18 protein-coding genes and 2 pseudogenes are annotated in these 17,153 nt (G+C 61.4%); 13 read left to right on the top strand and 7 right to left on the bottom strand.

Going from position 1 to position 17,153, the window contains the following annotated elements:
* From G6N73_RS30910 to dinB, 3 genes are all read left to right on the top strand, one after another.
* On the top strand, nucleotides 1-590 hold a 590-nt coding region (locus tag G6N73_RS30910; RefSeq protein WP_165033762.1), incomplete at its 5' end, for a tyrosine-type recombinase/integrase.
* Nucleotides 587-1,579: a tyrosine-type recombinase/integrase gene (locus G6N73_RS30915; protein WP_343044807.1), complete on the top strand. Its 993-nt coding sequence runs from the start codon at nucleotides 587-589 to the stop codon at nucleotides 1,577-1,579. The genes G6N73_RS30910 and G6N73_RS30915, both read left to right, overlap by 4 nt.
* Before the next feature lie 226 nt (nucleotides 1,580-1,805).
* Nucleotides 1,806-3,053 carry a DNA polymerase IV gene (dinB, locus tag G6N73_RS30920; RefSeq protein ID WP_165033763.1) on the top strand — a complete coding sequence of 416 codons (1,248 nt, stop codon included), beginning with the start codon at nucleotides 1,806-1,808 and terminating at the stop codon, nucleotides 3,051-3,053.
* Nucleotides 3,054-3,064: 11 nt separating this feature from the next.
* Here dinB and msrA read toward each other — a convergent pair whose 3' ends face one another.
* Nucleotides 3,065-3,583 (bottom strand): peptide-methionine (S)-S-oxide reductase MsrA, encoded by a 519-nt coding sequence (gene msrA, locus G6N73_RS30925; RefSeq protein ID WP_165033764.1) that lies wholly within the window; start codon nucleotides 3,581-3,583, stop codon nucleotides 3,065-3,067.
* A 292-nt stretch (nucleotides 3,584-3,875) separates the two neighbouring features.
* On the opposite strand from msrA, the gene G6N73_RS38120 reads away from it, so the two are divergent.
* Nucleotides 3,876-4,334 carry a cold-shock protein gene (locus tag G6N73_RS38120; RefSeq protein WP_281353000.1) on the top strand — a complete coding sequence of 153 codons (459 nt, stop codon included), beginning with the start codon at nucleotides 3,876-3,878 and terminating at the stop codon, nucleotides 4,332-4,334.
* Between the two features lie 256 nt (nucleotides 4,335-4,590).
* Here G6N73_RS38120 and G6N73_RS38850 read toward each other — a convergent pair whose 3' ends face one another.
* The 4 genes from G6N73_RS38850 to G6N73_RS30950 all read right to left on the bottom strand — a co-directional run bounded on the left by G6N73_RS38850 (nucleotide 4,591) and on the right by G6N73_RS30950 (nucleotide 7,103).
* Entirely contained in the window at nucleotides 4,591-4,803 is a 213-nt protein-coding gene (locus tag G6N73_RS38850; RefSeq protein ID WP_425484179.1) for a GNAT family N-acetyltransferase, read from the bottom strand.
* Entirely contained in the window at nucleotides 4,794-5,069 is a 276-nt protein-coding gene (locus G6N73_RS30940; protein ID WP_165033767.1) for a hypothetical protein, read from the bottom strand. The genes G6N73_RS38850 and G6N73_RS30940 overlap by 10 nt, the downstream gene beginning before the upstream one ends.
* Nucleotides 5,066-5,659: an SOS response-associated peptidase gene (locus G6N73_RS30945; RefSeq protein ID WP_165033768.1), complete on the bottom strand. Its 594-nt coding sequence runs from the start codon at nucleotides 5,657-5,659 to the stop codon at nucleotides 5,066-5,068. The genes G6N73_RS30940 and G6N73_RS30945 overlap by 4 nt, the downstream gene beginning before the upstream one ends.
* 118 nt (nucleotides 5,660-5,777) lie before the next feature.
* Nucleotides 5,778-7,103 (bottom strand): DUF1173 domain-containing protein, encoded by a 1,326-nt coding sequence (locus G6N73_RS30950; RefSeq protein WP_343044808.1) that lies wholly within the window; start codon nucleotides 7,101-7,103, stop codon nucleotides 5,778-5,780.
* A 111-nt stretch (nucleotides 7,104-7,214) separates the two neighbouring features.
* Between G6N73_RS30950 and G6N73_RS30955 the strand changes: the two are divergent.
* From G6N73_RS30955 to G6N73_RS30970, 4 genes and pseudogenes are all read left to right on the top strand, one after another.
* Nucleotides 7,215-8,033, top strand: a pseudogene (locus G6N73_RS30955) (hypothetical protein); the annotation flags it as partial.
* A 611-nt stretch (nucleotides 8,034-8,644) separates the two neighbouring features.
* The gene (locus tag G6N73_RS30960; RefSeq protein ID WP_165033769.1) at nucleotides 8,645-10,504 is read left to right on the top strand and encodes a reverse transcriptase domain-containing protein; all 1,860 of its coding nucleotides are present in this window, start codon (nucleotides 8,645-8,647) and stop codon (nucleotides 10,502-10,504) included.
* Nucleotides 10,505-10,578: 74 nt separating this feature from the next.
* Nucleotides 10,579-10,956 (top strand): annotated as a pseudogene (locus tag G6N73_RS30965) (hypothetical protein); the annotation flags it as partial.
* A gap of 155 nt (nucleotides 10,957-11,111) precedes the next feature.
* Nucleotides 11,112-11,444 (top strand): hypothetical protein, encoded by a 333-nt coding sequence (locus G6N73_RS30970; RefSeq protein ID WP_206079194.1) that lies wholly within the window; start codon nucleotides 11,112-11,114, stop codon nucleotides 11,442-11,444.
* Nucleotides 11,445-11,561: 117 nt separating this feature from the next.
* Here the strand turns inward: G6N73_RS30970 and G6N73_RS30975 are convergent, their stop codons facing one another.
* Nucleotides 11,562-12,182, bottom strand: coding sequence for a DUF433 domain-containing protein (locus G6N73_RS30975; RefSeq protein WP_165033771.1), 621 nt, complete (start codon nucleotides 12,180-12,182; stop codon nucleotides 11,562-11,564).
* Between the two features lie 184 nt (nucleotides 12,183-12,366).
* Between G6N73_RS30975 and G6N73_RS30980 the strand changes: the two genes are divergently transcribed.
* The 5 genes from G6N73_RS30980 (at nucleotide 12,367) to G6N73_RS31000 (ending at nucleotide 16,688) form a co-directional block, all read left to right on the top strand.
* The gene (locus tag G6N73_RS30980; RefSeq protein WP_165033772.1) at nucleotides 12,367-14,529 is read left to right on the top strand and encodes a ParB/RepB/Spo0J family partition protein; all 2,163 of its coding nucleotides are present in this window, start codon (nucleotides 12,367-12,369) and stop codon (nucleotides 14,527-14,529) included.
* Between the two features lie 72 nt (nucleotides 14,530-14,601).
* Nucleotides 14,602-15,078 carry a hypothetical protein gene (locus G6N73_RS30985; RefSeq protein WP_165033773.1) on the top strand — a complete coding sequence of 159 codons (477 nt, stop codon included), beginning with the start codon at nucleotides 14,602-14,604 and terminating at the stop codon, nucleotides 15,076-15,078.
* A gap of 82 nt (nucleotides 15,079-15,160) precedes the next feature.
* A complete protein-coding gene (locus tag G6N73_RS30990) occupies nucleotides 15,161-15,553 on the top strand; it encodes a hypothetical protein (RefSeq protein ID WP_165033774.1) in 393 nt (130 codons plus the stop codon).
* Nucleotides 15,554-15,640: 87 nt separating this feature from the next.
* Nucleotides 15,641-16,270 (top strand): DUF1419 domain-containing protein, encoded by a 630-nt coding sequence (locus G6N73_RS30995; RefSeq protein WP_165033775.1) that lies wholly within the window; start codon nucleotides 15,641-15,643, stop codon nucleotides 16,268-16,270.
* Nucleotides 16,254-16,688: a hypothetical protein gene (locus tag G6N73_RS31000; protein WP_165033776.1), complete on the top strand. Its 435-nt coding sequence runs from the start codon at nucleotides 16,254-16,256 to the stop codon at nucleotides 16,686-16,688. Before G6N73_RS30995 ends, G6N73_RS31000 begins: the two co-directional genes overlap by 17 nt.
* Nucleotides 16,689-16,841: 153 nt before the next feature.
* Here the strand turns inward: G6N73_RS31000 and G6N73_RS31005 are convergent.
* Nucleotides 16,842-17,153 (bottom strand): type II toxin-antitoxin system VapC family toxin (locus G6N73_RS31005; protein WP_165033777.1); only part of this gene is annotated, 312 nt, incomplete at its 5' end.

The raw sequence follows: 17,153 nt of genomic DNA on the forward strand, positions 1-17,153 counted from the left end.
GCGCCATGATGAGCTTGCCGCCGACTACAGGTCTACGCCGCTGGACGTATCACTGTTGCATAGGGCTACTGGCGGTCGCCGGGCTAAGGCTCGGAGAGGCTATCAGGCTACGCCGCGGGGACGTCGATCTCGAAGAAGGCGTGCTGACCATTCACCATTCGAAGTTCGGCAAGTCTCGCATCGTGCCGGTTCATGCAACGACCGTTACCGTCCTCGGCGAGTACGCCGAGCGACGAGATGCGAGCAGCGAACGGCGTGGGAGCGAGTTCTTCCTCGTCGGAGAGCACGGTGGGCGACTGCACAAGCAGAATATCCAGCTTGTCTTCATCAAAAGCCTCCGCCAGATCGGCCTCAGAGGGCCGGCAGGCTCAGGAGGGCCGCGCATCCACGGCCTCCGTCACACTTATGCTGTTCGCGCGCTCTTGCACTGGTATCGAGCCGGCGAGGACGTCGAACGCTTACTGCCGGTTCTCTCCACCTATCTGGGGCACACCCATACTCGGGACACATATTGGTATCTCACGGCCTGCCCAGAACTGATGAGCCACGCGGTGATGCGGCTGGAATCTCGGTGGGAGGTAGCGCAGTGACGATCCTTCCTTCTCTTATCGAGCGCTTTTTCACCCAACGGCTGATGCAGCAGCGGAACTCCAGTCCGAACACGATCGCATCCTATCGGGACACGTTCCGTCTTCTGTTCAAATTCGCAGAGAAGAGGCTGCACAAGCAACCATCCCGCCTTGAACTCAAAGACCTTGATGCACCGTTCATCACGGCGTTCCTGGAGGACATGGAGTCCCAGCGCAGGATCACCGCGCAAACCCGCAATCTTCGATTGACAGCAATCCGGTCGTTCTTCCGGTTTGTCGCGTTCGAGGAGCCGGCCTTCAGCCAACAGATACGGCGCATCCTCGCGATTCCGGGCAAACTCTCCGCGAAGCGCGAGGTGCAGTTCCTCACTCGTTCCGAGATCGAGGCCATACTTGGGGTGCCGGACAAGGGCACTTGGACCGGGCGTCGCGACTATACTCTTCTCTTGATGGCCGTTCAGACCGGACTGCGCCTATCCGAGATTATCGGACTTGATCTCGATGCGGTGCACCTTGGCGTAGGCGCGCATGTTCGATGTTTTGGCAAAGGCAGAAAGGAACGTTCCACTCCGTTGACGAAGATCTCGCGAGACGCCCTCAGAGTATGGCTCGATCAACCGCCGCGACATGGTGCGACAGCGCTTTTTCCCAGCAACCTTGGCCGTCGCCTAAGTCCGGACGCCGTTCAGCTCATGCTGGCGAAATATGTCCGGGAGGCAGCCGAACGGTGTCGATCGCTACGTTCGAAGCGCGTTTCACCGCATGTGCTCCGCCACAGTGCTGCGATGGAGCTGCTTCAGGCAGGCATCGATACATCGGTAATTTCACTATGGCTCGGCCACGAATCGACCAAGTCGACGCAAAGGTATCTGCACGCGCATCTCGGGCTCAAGGAGGCGGCACTGGCACGAGTGGCGCCGATCGAAGGACAGCAGGCAGCTCGCTTCAAAGCCGACGACAAATTGCTCGCCTTCCTGAATGCGCTCTGATTGCCTGGGTCGCGCCGGGTAGGTCGATCACGATCATGCTCGGCGCGTCGTCCTAACCGCTTCTCTCAAGACCACAGGACCGCATCTATGCCGAGCCGGCGAGTCTATTTTATCGGAAGTCCCGGGGTTTAGGCATTCTGATCGGCATAGTGTCCGCCTCGGGATAAGATCCATACGAGCACATCGACCGCATCAAGGTGAAGACACGGGATTTCCGGTAGGAAGAATGGACACGACCGCCACGATCCTCCATGCCGATCTCGACGCTTTCTACGCTTCCGTCGAGCAACTGCTGAACCCGTCCCTGCGCGGCAAGCCGATCGCCGTCGGCGGCGGTGTCGTGCTTGCTGCCTCTTACGAGGCAAAGGCATTTGGCGTTCGCGGCGGCATGCCGGGACGGCGGGCGCGCGAGCTCTGTCCGCAGCTCATTTTCGTGGGCGGCAACTTCAAGGATTACCAGCGCCTCGGCGACACCGCGATTAAGGTACTTGGCGATTTCACACCGCTAGTCGAACGGATTTCGATCGACGAGGCTTTTGCCGATGTCGCGGGCTGCACCCATCTGTTCGGCTCACCCGCAGACATTGCAGCGACCATCCGACACCGGGTCCGGACCGAGCTCGGTCTGCCGATCTCGGTCGGCGTGGCGCGCACAAAACACCTGGCCAAGATCGCCTCGCAGGTTGCCAAGCCCGATGGCATGGTGCTGGTCGATCCGAAGACCGAACTGGAATTTCTCCATGACCTTCCCGTCGAGCTGATGTGGGGTGTCGGTCCCGTCACCAAGGCGAAGCTTACGGAGCGGGGCATTCTCACCATCGGTCAGCTGGCCAACACGCCGGGACGCTCCATCGAACGCCTGCTCGGCACGGCCGTGGGGGAAAAGCTTTCGGCGCTGGCCTGGAACCGCGATCCGCGCGCGATCCGAACCCAACATCGTGCGCGCTCGGCAGGAGCGCAGTCTGCGCTTGGCAGCAAGCCGGCCGTCGAAAGCGTGTTCAAGCCGGCGCTGCTCCATCTCGCCGACCGCGTTGCCTCGCGCCTGCGCGCGAAGTCTCTCGCCGGCAGCACCGTCACGGTGCGGGTCCGGTTCGCCGACATGCGGGCCATCACCAGATCGATGACGCTGGGTGCACCGATTTCGGCGACGGTTATGCTGGCGGAGATTGCAGAGGAATTGGTGCGAGTAGCGCTTACCGATCATCCGCAGGAGCGGACGATCACGCTGCTGGCGATATCGATTTCACAGCTGCGAAAGCAGCCGGAAATCCAGCTTGATCTGCCGCTGGAGCTTCCGGACGAGAAGCGCAGGCCCGGGGCAAAAAAAGGCATCGCCCGCTGGATCGCCGACCGCGCCATCGACACTATTCGCGACCGCTTTGGACGTGACGCTGTGGGCTACGCCGCCACAGCACTGGATGGTCCGCGCTCGGTCCCCGACGGATTCCGCGAACTGGCCGAGAAGGAGTTGTAAAGTGCGGCGGCCTACCCCGCGCGGCGAATTTCCTCTCGCTTCGGAAGCTTCCAGTTTGGTCTCGGGAAATGACAGGTGTAGCCGTTGGGATAGCGCTCGAGATAATCCTGGTGCTCGGGCTCGGCTTCCCAGAAATCGCTGACCGGCGTCACCTCGGTCACGACCTTGCCCGGCCAGAGGCCGGAGGCGTCCACGTCGGCTATAGTGTCTTCCGCGACACGCTTCTGCTCATCATTCGCGTAAAAGATCGCCGAGCGATAGCTCGCGCCGACATCGTTGCCCTGGCGGTTGCGCGTCGTCGGATCATGGATCTGAAAGAAGAATTCCAGCAGATCGCGATAGCTGATCGTGTCTGGATCGAACACGATCTCGATCGCCTCGGCGTGGCTGCCATGATTGCGATAAGTGGCGTTGGGCACCTCACCGCCGGTGTAGCCGACGCGGGTGGAAATCACGCCGGGATAGCGGCGGATCAGATCCTGCATACCCCAGAAGCAGCCGCCGGCAAGCACAGCGCGTTCGCTCGTCATGGTCTTTTGACCTCCTGAATTTGGGTTCATCGCCAATATAGGCATTGTTGGCGTCATTTTTCAGTCGCAGGCCATTTGACACAAACGCGTCGCCCGATGAAGATTATCCTGACGCTAGCGCAGTGCGCTCTCCATGTCAGTCGAGACGATCATGGGCAAATATCGAGACCATCGCGAGCCACGCCGGCATCGCCATGACGATGACCCCGTTTCCTTTTCGGAACGGGCTTCCGAGCCAAGCTACTTTCAGCGGCCCGCGATTGTAGCCGCACACCCTGTCGACGCCGAGATATTGTGGTTCAATGCCAGCAAGGGTTTTGGCTTCGTCAAACTGTCGGACGGCACGGAAGCTTATCTGCACATCCGAGTGTTGGAAGTTGCCGGAAGCCGCGCTGTTTCCGAGGGGACACGTCTCAAGGTCACGGTTGAAGAAAGTCCAAGAGGCCATCAGGTCGTGCAAGTGCTGGAGATCAGCGATCAGATCGCGAAAACGCCGGCAGATACGCGCCGCGCTGGACGGGATTCCGCCAGCACGGACGCACAGCTGAAGAGCCAGGGCACGGTCAAATGGTACAATCCCGAAAAGGGCTTCGGCTTCATTGCACCCGATAATGGTGAGAAGGATGTCTTCGTTCATGCCACCGCCCTGACCCGATCAGGGCTCAGCGTGCTGGTGGAGGGACAGAAGGTGCTTGTCGAATGCGGGCAGGGCAAGAAAGGCTTGGAAGTCCGGAGCATTCGCCTGGCCTAGAAGCCAATACGTTGGCCAAGGGCCAAATTGCCGCTCATACAAAGAAAAAGCCCACTGCCGGGAGGAGGTGGCAGTGGGCTCGATTTGAAATGCAGCGCGGGAGGAGGTGCACCGCATTCAGCGCCGGCATCGCATCTGGGAGGAGTAGATGGCCGACAACAGGATCATATCAAAAGGCGCAGATATTGCAATGCACAATTTGCATATCGCAGATGCGAAGTCATTGTTTTGGGTGGGCGCCAGACGTCGGCTCGGCTCAGTCCAGAGATCGCAGCATGGAACGCCTCGTGGTCATATATCCGGCCTTCCTGTAGGCGGCCTCCGCCGCAACGTTCCCCTCGATGAAACCAAGGTGGATGCCGGTCGCGCCCCATGCACGGCATTTGGCCTCGGTCGACGCGAGAAGCAGGGAGGCGATGCCCTGTCTCCGATACGTAGGCAAGACATAGGCAGTGTTGATCATTGCCATCTGTCGGGGCCGAACAATGCTCTGTCCGGTGACGGATAGAGAAGATAGATCGACAGGAAACCGCGGGGCTCCTCGCCTGCAACCGCGATGAGAAAACTATCGCGCTGAAGGCACCCCTCGATGTTAAGGCCCGGAAATCCTTCCGCGCGAAAGCCGGCGGCGCCGGAAAGTGTCTCCATTTCATCATTGAGCTTGGCCAATGCGTCACGCAGGAATGGAACGTCTGCAGGAAGCGCATCTCGGACTGTTATCTCCACCATGCTCAATCGTTTCCTGGTCGAACCGTCTCTTCGTCCAGCGAGCCGGCCGGAAGAGGCTTCAGCAGCTCGGACTCCGGCTTGGTGAGATTGATCCATGCCGACCAATCCACTGGTCGCAGAACGACAACCTGACGATCGTGGTAGGGCGCGATGTCAGGTCCAGGCGAAGTCGTCAGCATTGTGAACGACGCGGGGTGGTTGCCCTGACCCTCACGCCAGATTCCCGCGATGGCGAGGAAGGGCTGTCCGTTCAGCGTAAAGCGATGCTTGGTCTTCGGATATTTCTTGCCGGTGAACTCGAAAAATCCCGATGCCGGAATGAGGCACCGGTTGCTGTTGGCGAAACTTCTTCCTTCCGACCGAAAATTGAACACCGGCCCGCCCTTGGGTCCCGAAGGCGGAAAGCTGAAGTTCATCGAGACCAGCTCGACACTGTTTCCAGCTGCACGCATGACCGGCGCCATGTCGTTGATCCGGATGTCGTCGCTCTCGGGAAGGTCAAGCTCGCTCTGCTGCGTGGGAATGCCAAGCTCGAGCGCCTGCATCATCTTGCAGTATTCCACCCATTTCACGTGCTGTTCGTACGCGTTGCACATCCGTTCCGTCCAATCTCTGCCTCCACCCGAGCGATGCTGGCATACAGCCGTCCACGGCAATACTCGCTACACGAACGCATGGTCAGCACGACCCGGTCGTGGCTCGAATGGCATGCCCTCACCGATTCATGAGAGGGGGCATTTCCCCGTCGCTCACCCTCCACGTCCATGCATCCACATCCGGCCGCGATGCGATGAGCTCTTCAAGCGCTTCCTCGTAGTGCCGGTCCACTGTGGGTGGAACAATATAAAGCGCAAGTGGACGTGGCTGACGCTGCAGGATTGCTGCTGCACTCGGCCGCTCTGCGAGCAAGCTGTAGCGCAAGCCTTTCACGCTTCGTGCGTTCAGCTTGGCGAGTGAATCGACCAGCTTCTTTTCGTAGACGGAGTCGTACGGGATCCAGTTCTCCGAAACCACCATCAAGGCCATCTCTTCGATGACGGCTAGCCCTGTCGAAGTGAGCCCGAAGGTCGCGATCGCCATCAGATGGGATGCTTCGTCAGCACTCCAGAGCATCAATTCATTTTCGAAGCGTGCCCGCAACCTGCGCTGGAGCTCTTCATCCAGCATGAACGGGAAGCCGGGCATATGCTTGATGATCAGTCGGTGACCCGTTCGTGCAGGCAAGATTTCCTTGACCTCGCCTACCAGGACCATCAGTTTCCGAGGCCCGCTCCTTGGCGGCAATGCGGGCGCCAGCGCCACCGCCCGTCGCTGCTCGATTGCCGCCGCGTCCGAAGCACGAAACGGTTCGGGCACGAACAGCACATCGCTCAGCATGCCGCCCTTTACCATCATCTGCCGCGCAGCCTCGAGCAGATGCCACCGTATGTTCCACCAATGGCGCTTGCCCGCCCATCGCGACATCCAGGCTGTCAATTCGGCCTGGTGCCAGAGATAGTGCAGCAGGCTGCGCAGCGATAATTTCTTCGTGTCGCCGGCCACGCTATCCGGGCTGTTCGCGCCAGCAACAGCCGTTGCGCGCGCGCCCACCTTCGTCAGGCTGAAACCGACCTTGAGCGCCGACAGGCCGCTCTCGGGATCGACCTGTATGGCGCTTCCCATGAGCACGCCGAGTCCGGACAATTCGTCGGGCGGATCGTAAGACGGGCAGGCCGTATCATGTTCGCTTCCCGAAAGCGGCATCCGTTTGACAATGTGCTGGTCGCCGACCTGTGCGATGTACATCGCAAGACCCGGTTCCTTGCACAAGCATAAAGGCCGGATACGATGCCGATACGCATGGGCAAGCGCGTCCGGCAGATCCTGTGCCGTTTCCTCGATAACCCGGTCAGCCAGCCTGAAAAGTCGCATCGCCTCCATTGCTCCGGACGCCGCCGCATCCCCTGCCTTTATTGATTCACGGATTTCCACTGCACGCAACCCGCAGATTGGCCTCGGGACGGCGCGCGCATCCGTGACGCGGGCGTAGTGCTGACGCACCGGCAGTTCTTCGGTTGCCGACGGCGCAGGCAGAGGGAGAGGGAGGCGGGAGTCCGGTGGCGGGTGAAGGACCGGGAGAGAGGCTCCCGGCGCCCGTAGCGGAGCAAGATCATGACCCAGATGGAAATTCAGGCGCCGGCACGCGTTGCGCGCAACGGCTACAAAGTCGACGTCAGCCGCGGTGAGCGCGTTGGCCGCGTGTCGTCGGAATGGTTCAACCGGCCGGCCGACGAGCGCTATCTGTCGCTCACCGATCTCTACACTTCCGTGAAGCGGCGATCCGAGCGCGGCAAGACCCGCATCGTCGAAAGCGAGGCAATACGTGTCGAGGCAAGCCGTGATGACCCTGAACGCTTGAAGCTGATGCTGCCAGGCTCCGACGCACCGATTGCGCCGACCCACTGGAGCTTTGGCCAGCTCGCTAGCCTGGTCGGTGCACCTGCGACCTATTTGCGCCAGCTGCCGGCCCCGCTCGCTGGCATCAACCTGCAATACGGCCTGACCTCGCATCGCGCCGAGCAGGTCAAGACGCTGGAGATCGAAAATGGCCGCCTCGAGCTTCGAGCCGTGACAGGCCCGGACTACGGGAGGATATTCGACCACGAACTGGTGGAAGCTGTGCAGAAGATCGCCGGCAGCGGCACCGGCGACACGCGATGGAAAGTGCCGGGCGTACTCGACTGGTCTACCGGCATCTACAATCCCAATGTCGATATCTCGAACGACACGACGACGCTTTATGCCTCCGACCGCGACATCTTTGTATTCTTAGTCGACGACCTGAATCCGATTGAAGCCGGCCGGCTACCGAATGGCGAACCTGATCTCTATTTCCGTGGGTTTTATGCCTGGAACAGCGAGGTGGGCTCAAAAACCCTTGGAATTGCAAGCTTTTATCTGCGCGCAGTGTGCCAGAATCGCAACTTGTGGGTGCGCCGTGGTGGCGCGATCAATTGAGTGAAGGAGACTTCTCAGGAAACCAAGAACTGCCTGATGCCCACCCGACTTACCTTGGCCAGAAATGGCTGCGACCGGGAAACCGGCAGGGGACAATAGCATGCCGGGAAAAGGCGTCATCCGGGCCGAAACCATTGTAGGCTATCGGGACGTCAGGGCAAGACGTGCATGGTGAATGCTGGATTGCGTGAAGCCCAGATCAGAGACTTTATGTCGAGTCGTGACGCAGCAATGGTTGACGCGTCACGCCGTGCGAAGGGTGGGGTACCCCATGAGACCCACCTAAACTTGGTCGCACGGCTCACCCCTCGTCGAGGGGCCAATGATTGAACGGGTCACCTAACCACGTCGTCTCTCACTGATCGCGTAAACACGGGATCGCCTAAGCGGGCATCTCTCCGATGTCCCGTAGGGCGACGGAGCCGCCATAGTAGCCAAACGCCCGGGGTAATGCCCGGGACAGCCATCCAAGGATGGATGTGCACGGGTGAAACCGACCGGGCGACTGGACGGGGAATCTCCACTGCACGGGTGAAGGGCGGCGCGTTTGCTGGGTCTTTCAACTTCATGACGGAGGTTTGCTGATGCAACCGCACACCGTAGAGAAGAGACTGGACTCAATCATCGACCTGTCTCGTCAGGGAAAACGTATCAACGGCCTGTTCAGGCTGCTTTCGGCTCCGACCATATGGGAAAGAGCCTATGAGCAGATCGCCCCCAACAAAGGGGCACTGACACCGGGCGTCGACCCTCAAAACACCCTCGATGGCTTCTCGCTTGAAAGGATGCAGGAGGTAATGGCGTCCGTTCTGGATGGATCGTATCGTTTCTCTCCGGCGCGCAGGCAATACATCCCCAAAGCCAACGGGAAGAAACGCCCGTTGGGCATTCCCACTGCCGACGACAAGCTGGTGCAGGCGGCGGTGAAGATTCTGCTCGAACATGTCTACGAGCCGATCTTCTCCGAACAATCGCACGGCTTCCGCCGGGGGCGGTCATGTCACACGGCCCTGACCGAAATCAGGCGCACATGGCATGGCATGAAATGGCTGGTCGAGGTCGATATCGTCGGATACTACGACAACATCGATCACGACATACTGCTCGGTTTGCTGCGCAAGCGTATCGATGATGATCGATTGTTGCAGTTGATCGGGCGGATGCTCAAGGCCGGCTATCTCGAAGACTGGAAGTTCCACAGGACTTTCAGCGGAGCCCCGCAAGGTGGCGTGATCTCGCCGATCCTCGCCAACGTCTACCTCCATGAACTCGATCTGTTCGTGGCGGAGATGAAAGCGCGGTTCGACAGAGGGCAGGTCAGGCGGCGCAGTGCCGCCTATCTTGAAACCTCAAAGCAGATCCAGATCCGACGCAGAATGATCAATCGGCGGCGCGCCAATGGCAACGAGGAAGAGATTCCCCGGCTGATCGAGGAAATCAGGGAATGGGAGCGGCGACGGCTCGAAAAGCCGTCCCTCGATCCGCTCGATCCGAACTACCGCAGACTTCGCTACTGCCGCTATGCCGACGACTTCGTCATCGGTGTGATCGGCAGCAAGGAGGACGCTCGCCGTGTCATGGCCGAGGTCAGAACGTATCTGGCCGAAACCCTGAAACTGGAAGTGTCCGCGGAGAAAAGCGGTATCAGGAAAGCTGACGAGGGAGCTATGTTCCTCGGTTACCAGTTGAAAACATACGGCGATGGTCGCACGAAACGTCTCATGCAGCGCGGTCGCGCTGTGACGAAGCGTGTGGCCGGCGACCGGATGCAGCTTCATGTGCCGGTGGAAAAGCTCGCCCGCTTCGCGGAGAGAAATCGCCTCGGAAATCTTTATTCCAACCATGGCGAGGCTCGATGCGAAGTGATCAACAACTCTGACGCCGCCATCCTGGCTGGATACAATGCAATGTTGCGGGGGCTGGCTGAGTACTACAAGCTCGGCACGCTCTGGAAACAGCAGGTCGGACGGCTTCACCATCTCTGGTGGTGGAGCTTTATGAAGACCCTGTCCCGCAAGCATAAGTGCTCGGTCAAGGTAACGGCAGAGAGGCTCCGAAACGGGGATCGCCTCGGCCTGTGGTATGAAGGCAGCCAAAAGCGGCGCTTCATGCCGATGTTCCGCCTTAAGGATGTCGAACCTTCATCGGCATCCCGGGAAGTCGATCATCAGACGCAGATGCATATCCACTTTGCCGGCCGAACCGACTTCGTCGATCGGCTCAGGGCACGGGTATGCCAAGCGTGTGGAACGAAAGACGTTCCGGTGGAGGTGCATCACGTCCGAAAAATGAGTGACATGCACGGGACCACACTGTGGACCCAGGTCAAAGCTGCACGCACGCGGAAGCGTGTCGTGCTCTGCCGCGACTGCCATGTTGCACACCATGCCGGACGGTTACAGGCACGACTTGATCGTATGAATGCAAACGTAGGAGCCGGATGATGGGAAACTATCACGTCCGGTTCCGTGGGAGGGGTAGAGGTCAATCCCATTGGGAACCCTCGCCCCTACCCGACGGCGTCGAGGATTTCCAAGAAATAACCATCCGCCACTCCAAATATGCCGCGTCGCGCTTCGCGCTCGAGGCCGAGCCGGCGCTTATCCAGTTCGCCGAATCCTCGCCCATGCCCTTTATCAACGGCATCAAGGCAGCGCGCGAGCGCATCGTTGCCCGCGACGATGACGACCAAACCACCTTCCTTCGCAAGCTTGGGTTTTCCAAGGTCGAGACTGCGAAGATCATCGATGCTGTGCTGGCTGACGAAGGCCATCCGCCGGCGTCGGTCTTCGATTTCGTGCAGGGCATCACCCGCGTCGCGCGTGACAAGCGGCACCAGGACGCGCGACTCGAAATGGAAGGCAAGGCCAAGAAGCTCCTCGACCTGGCCCACTGATCCTTCCCCGGCGGGCGATCGTGCGCGCGCGCTGACGGCTTCCCATGATCGCCGCTTCAAGGCGCGCCGCCCCCAACAGCACGGGGGCGGCGCTTTTCGTCGTGACGGGCCAGAAGGTCGGGACTTCTCCCGTGGCCGTCACGGAGAAAACCATCATGCTGAAACCAGTCTCTGCCACCGACTATTCCGCTGACATTGAATCCGCGCTCGCAACGGAGGGCGGCCACCTTTCCGTTGGACGCGGCGGCTTCACCCTCCACTACCACTATGGCGCTACGCTTTCGGGCTATGCCTGCGAGGCGATCAAGGCTCAATCTATTGCCGCCGGCCTCCCCGTGATCGACAGCCGCCTTGTCGACCTCGGTGCGGCCCTGCAACTGGCGGTGAATGGACCACTCGTAGCCGTCGGCCGCGAGCCCGATCCCGCGCCCTGGCACGGCCTCTCTTATGCACGCTCAGCGCAGTCGCGGCCGCCTATGCTGCGGTAGGCGCCGATGTCCGGAATATTCCAAACGACGGAACGGTCCCGGAGGCGGCCGATTGGAAGATCGGACCATGCGCGAGCTTCGCCAGGTCCGGGCTCAGGCATTCGTCGATCAGGAACTTCACGAAGCCGCCGGCAAATCGTCGAGACGGACCGTGCGCGACGACTTCGCTGGCGCTGTCCGCCAGACTGGTTTCACCGGCGGGCGCCCGCGTCGAGGGTAGGCGAGCGCGTAGTCGGCGCCGAGCCCAATCTGGTCGAGGGTCAACTGCGGATAGGCGGCATGGATCGCCTCGACCGTATCGCCACTGGTGAGCATGTCGGCGATGTCATGGACCAGCACACGCGTGCCAGCAAAGACCGGCTGGCCGCCCAGAATGCCGGGGTCGCGCGCCACCATCGCCTTTGCCTTCCTAAGCCGGTTGAGACCGATCTTCACCTCCGCGGCGATCGGCTTCAGGTCCACCTTGAGCGGATCGGCAGCAACCACCGATGTCGCGTCGGTCGCGATCGCGCGCTCGACGATGCGCCGCCTTGCCGTTGGCGTCAGCGTCTCGGCCGTCAACCACGCAAGACGCAATCCGACCAACCCCGATCCGACAATGACGCGGCTGCCGCGTCGCATCTCGACACGCCCGCGCAGCAGACCGGCATCGATGATGCGATGCACCTGCTTGAGCGGCACGCGCGTCACCGACGCCGCCTCGTTGGCGGTGAGCACCTCGCTTGTGAATCCAGGCATCGCAATAATCCTTCCAGATTCGTGGAAGATATATAGCGTGCCCTTTCGCAACAGTCCAGCACTGCGGCGCGGCTGGCAGCCGGCCGCGCGCGGCCGGGAGAGTCAGAGGGGGGAGGGAAGGGTTCCTGACGGGCTTGGAGGTCCGGGGAGAGGCCCCGGGCCGTCCGTCATGGAGAACCTGACCATGGCAAAGAGCGCCATTCAGAAGATCACCCTCAACCAGGCCGAGAATATTCCATTCGACAAGCTCGATCTGTCGCAGAAGAACGTACGGCAGATCGTGAACGGCGTCACGATCCCGGAGCTTGCCGACGACATTGGGTATCGCGGGCTCATCGAGAGCCTCAACGTTCGTCCGAAGAAGGACGCTGACGGCGAGGAAACCGGCCGATACGAGGTGCCAGCCGGCGGCCGCCGCTTTCGGGCGCTCGAACTTCTCGTGCGCCAGAAGCGTATGGCGAAGACCCAGCCGGTGCCGTGCGTCGTCAATCGCTCCGGGAAGACGAGCATGGAGGATGACTCGCTCGCCGAGAACGTCCATCGCGAGAACCTGCATCCGCTCGACCAGTACCGTGCGTTCAAGGCGCTCAGTGACCAGGGCCGTGACGCAGAGGAGATCGCCGCCCGCTATTTCGTGTCGGCAAACACGGTCAAGCAACGGCTAAAGCTCGCCACCGTCTCCCCGAAGCTGCTCGAACTCTACGAACAGGATGAGATCAAGCTCGATCAGCTGCAGGCCTTCGCCGTTTCCGACGACCATGCCCGCCAGGAGCAGGTCTGGGAACGCATCTCCAACAACTCGCACATGCAGGAGCCCTTCTACATCAGGCGCCTGCTGACGGAGACCACGGTGCGCGCCGACGATCGCCGCGCCGTCTATGTCGGCGCCGAAGCCTATGAGGCTGCCGGCGGCGTCATCCTGAGAGACCTCTTCGAGCAGGATTCCGGCGGCTGGTTCCAAGATGCAGCACTGCTTGAGCAACTGGTCTTCGAAAAGCTGAAGGTGGATGCCGAGGCCGTTCGTGCCGACGGCTGGAAGTGGGTCGAAGCTGCGATCAGCTTCCCGTACGGTCATACCTCCGGCATGCGACGCGTCTATGCCGAGCCGGCGGAGCTGAGCGACGAGGAGATCGCCCGTTACGACGCCGTAAAGGCCGAGTACGACAAGCTCGACGCCGAATATGCCGAGGCTGAGGACGCCGACGAGGAGATCGAAAACAAGCTTGATCAACTCGGCGCCGAACTCGATGCCTTCAGCGATCGTCCCCAAGTCTACGATCCGGCGCAGAAGGCCATCGCCGGAGCGTTCGTGACCCTCGGTGCCAATGGCCAGCTTCAGGTTGAAGCCGGCTTTGTCCGTCCCGAGGACGAGCCGCGGGCCGAGGCGGACGATGATGACGAGGAGAGAGACGGCGAGGATCTCGACACGTCGCACGACGATGAGGACGATGACGATGCAGGTGCCGTCGTGGTCAACGGGCGCCCTTTGAGCCAGACATCCGAAGCCGCGGACGAGCCTGAGGATGAAGGTATCAAGCCGCTGCCCGATCGACTTGTCTTCGATCTCACCGCGCAGCGGACTCTGGCGCTGCGCAACGCGTTGGCGAGTGACGTCGACATCGCCTTCGTCACGGTCCTCCATGCCCTCGTGCTGCAGGTATTCTATCGGTTCGCCAAGGACAGCTGCCTTGAGATCAGCCTGACCAGCAACAGTTTCGGCCAGGTCCAGGGCCTCGCCGAGACGCCTTGGGCAAAGGAGATCGCCGAGCGGCACGAGGCCTGGGACAGGGATATGCCGGACAGCAAAAATCTCTGGGAGTTCCTGCTCGGTCTCGACGAAGCGAGCCGCAAGGCGCTGTTCGCGCACTGCGCGTCGCTCTCGCTCAACGCCGTCGTCGAGCCGTGGAACAAGCGGCCCGGAGCGCTTGCCCATGCCGACGCACTCGCCGCAACGCTTGGCTTCGACATGGTCGAGGCTGGCTGGTCGCCCACGGTGGACAACTATCTCGGCCGCGTCACCAAGGCCCGGATCGTTCAGGCCGTGCGCGAGGCGCGCGGCGAGGACTCCGCGCAGCTGATCGACCACATGAAGAAGGACCTCATGGCACGTGAGGCTGCCCGCCTTCTTGAAGGATCGAGCTGGCTGCCTAAGCCGCTGCGCCTCGATGTCGACGACGCGGTTGCTGAAGGCGCCGAAGCCGTCACGGACGACATGACGGATGAGGCTGCTCTCGACGGCGAGGCCGCCGAGCTGCCGGCCTTCCTCGCTGACGATGCGGATCCATCAGCCGATGAGCCGGGGACCATCGCCGGTGAGGACACTGACCACCTCCAGGCCGCCGAGTAGTCGGCCCACCGCTCCGCTCTGGGCCCGGCATCACCGCCGGGCCCTTTTTCATTTTCCAACATGGAGATCCGCATGTCAGCTCATATCGTCTACGATTCCGCCCCGTTGGGGAGCGTTATCCGCTACTTCGACGGCACCCCGAAACCGCCAGCCCGGTTCACGAGGAAAGTCGTCGACTGGCAGAGCCGCAACGGCACCGGCCGACTGGTCAAGAAGGAGCCGCCACGGTCGCGGGCGACCTATAGCTCTCCAGCCTGCTTCACCTTGCATGAGGGTGATTTCGGCGAGGGCGGCATCATCGTCGTCTCGGTCCGACGCACCTGGTCCGTCGAAAGTGACCTGCGTTTCGAGATCGTCGAGCGTCCCGCGATCGGCATGGTCCGCGTTCTGCAGGACCTCGGCGACAGCCGGGAACTCCTGCATCTCGCCAGGGATCGCGAGGCCGCCGAACGCTGGCTCGCCAGCTATCGATACAGCCGGGCCTACCTCGAAGAGGTCTCGGCCGACGAGGTCGGCGCCGACGTCATCGAGGGCCGCACGGCCGCCTAATCTTTCACCTTCAAAACCAACCGAGAGCAGGCCCGGCATCGCGCAAGCGATCGCCGGGCCTGTACGTTTCATGGAGATCGAGATGTTCGACTGGAACAGAAGCTGCTCCTATGACGAGCAGCAGAAGAGACGTTTTCACACGACAGCCCGTTCGCGGCTGAAGAAACTTGCCGCCGAACTTGCCTTGCCGCCGGGCAGTTTTGACCTTCGCTCGAACAAGGCGGGTATAGCCGTCTCCGGCGAAATTACCCTGCACCATGACCGGGCATACATTCAGGTCGGGCAGTTCGGTATGTCGTCGGGACACGGCATCCTGATCCGGACCTGCAAGGGCCGCAAGGACTATACCGGCGGGCCGAACCACCTCGTCGCGCTTGGCATGCTCGACGATATTCCGGCGCTCGCCGCCGCCGTTCGAGCCATCACCGGCGTCGGTCGTGATGCCGCGCTTTCCGCGGATCGTCACGCAGCCTGACCAGCCCCACCGATCCCGTCAACCGCCACCGTCTCTCGCCACGGCACCTCAGCGCGGCGGGAAGGTCGGCTATTCTGGAGACATGTCATGTCGAACCATCCGCCATTCCGAAAGGTGTTCGAGGGCGTCGCGACATGTTCGCAGATGTTTGCCCTCTTCAATCGCCACAGCGACACGCCCGGTGTCGATCCCCTATCCGGCAAGCCATACGCGTCGGAGTGGTTCGAGATCGCGGCCAGCGAATACCACTTCATGCTCGATCTGTTGCCGCCGCTCTTCCAGCGAACCGGCATGTTCGGCATGTCCGAACACAAGGCAGGCAATGTCACCAGCGTCTTCTTCGCGATCAGGATCCGCAGTCGCGAACGTTGGTTCCATGGCTTCTGCGATCTCTCCGACAAACGCAGCCCCGACGCCATGCGGGCGGCGATTATTGCCCACGAGACGGGCGCCGTCGACAGCATGACGCGCGAGGAAAAGCTCGAAGCGATCTGGTCCGCGACTCATGCCGACTTCAAGGGCATCGCCGGCGAGGCCAACCCCGATGCCTGGCCGCCGCAGCATCACGGCAAGCGGACCATCCTTGTTTACACTATCGGGCAGGGCACCACCCTCAAGCTTTTGGAGGATCTGACCGACGAAGAGATCGACAGCCGGATGCTAGCAATCCGCGCGCGGTCGAGGAGGGGAGGGGGCAACGATGCGGACCCATCGTAAGCCGCCGCCGCCGGACAAGCGGACCTGGGAGGCGCACTCCACTTATACTGCCGACCTTGGAGTTCCGGACAGGTGTCGATACCGGCGGACACCGCCGGGCTCCCCGACCGTCGCCGATCTCGTACAGCCCGGCGATACCATCGCCACCTCCTACAACACCGGCGGTGTCGGGATCGAGGTGAAGGAATACTTCTATGCCGCGCCGACGGGGGAGAAGCCGCCGCATTTCGCGATCGTCTATGTGCCGCCCGATCGAGCCGCGAATACCGCGATTCCAATCTCCATTGGATCAACGAGTGCGTTGCCGTCGGAGACCGCATCCCTAAAGCTGTTCGAAGGCAACACCGACGAGGTCTTCACCGTCGACCGGGTCCCCCGCGCCGAAGCACTGCCCTCCAGAACCATCCTCATTTCGTGAACGTCTTCGCCGCCGCCGATGCGGCAGATGCGAGCCTGTGTATGGCCCCGCCAGCGAGTTAGATCGACCGTCCTCACCCGACGGACATGACCCAACAGTCACGCGAGTGGCTGCCACGCGCTTCATGTTCCGCGAGCGCTGCCGCCAAAGGGATCACGCTTGGCGCACATCGTCGTGGCCAGCAGCTGTGGCTGCCCTAACGAATCTACGATCGAAACTGGCGAAGCCATTACAATGCGCGGCTCGGCTAAGGTGTAGTGCGTCCGCGAAATCCATTCCCTTCTCGGCGAGATCGAGAGCGGTGGCAATGGCTGAGCCATCCTCGATCGTCACGGTGGGAAGGCCGCCGAAGGCACGCAGCGCCCGAGCGACGTCAGCCGGTCGATGTTCGTAGGTGCTGCGCAGCACCCATTCGACCTCTAGCACGACCGTGACGCCGACGAAGACCGGCTCGCCGTCGATCAA

The sequence above is a fragment of the Allomesorhizobium camelthorni genome (assembly GCF_011045125.1).
Classification (GTDB): Bacteria; Pseudomonadota; Alphaproteobacteria; order Rhizobiales; family Rhizobiaceae; genus Allomesorhizobium; species Allomesorhizobium camelthorni.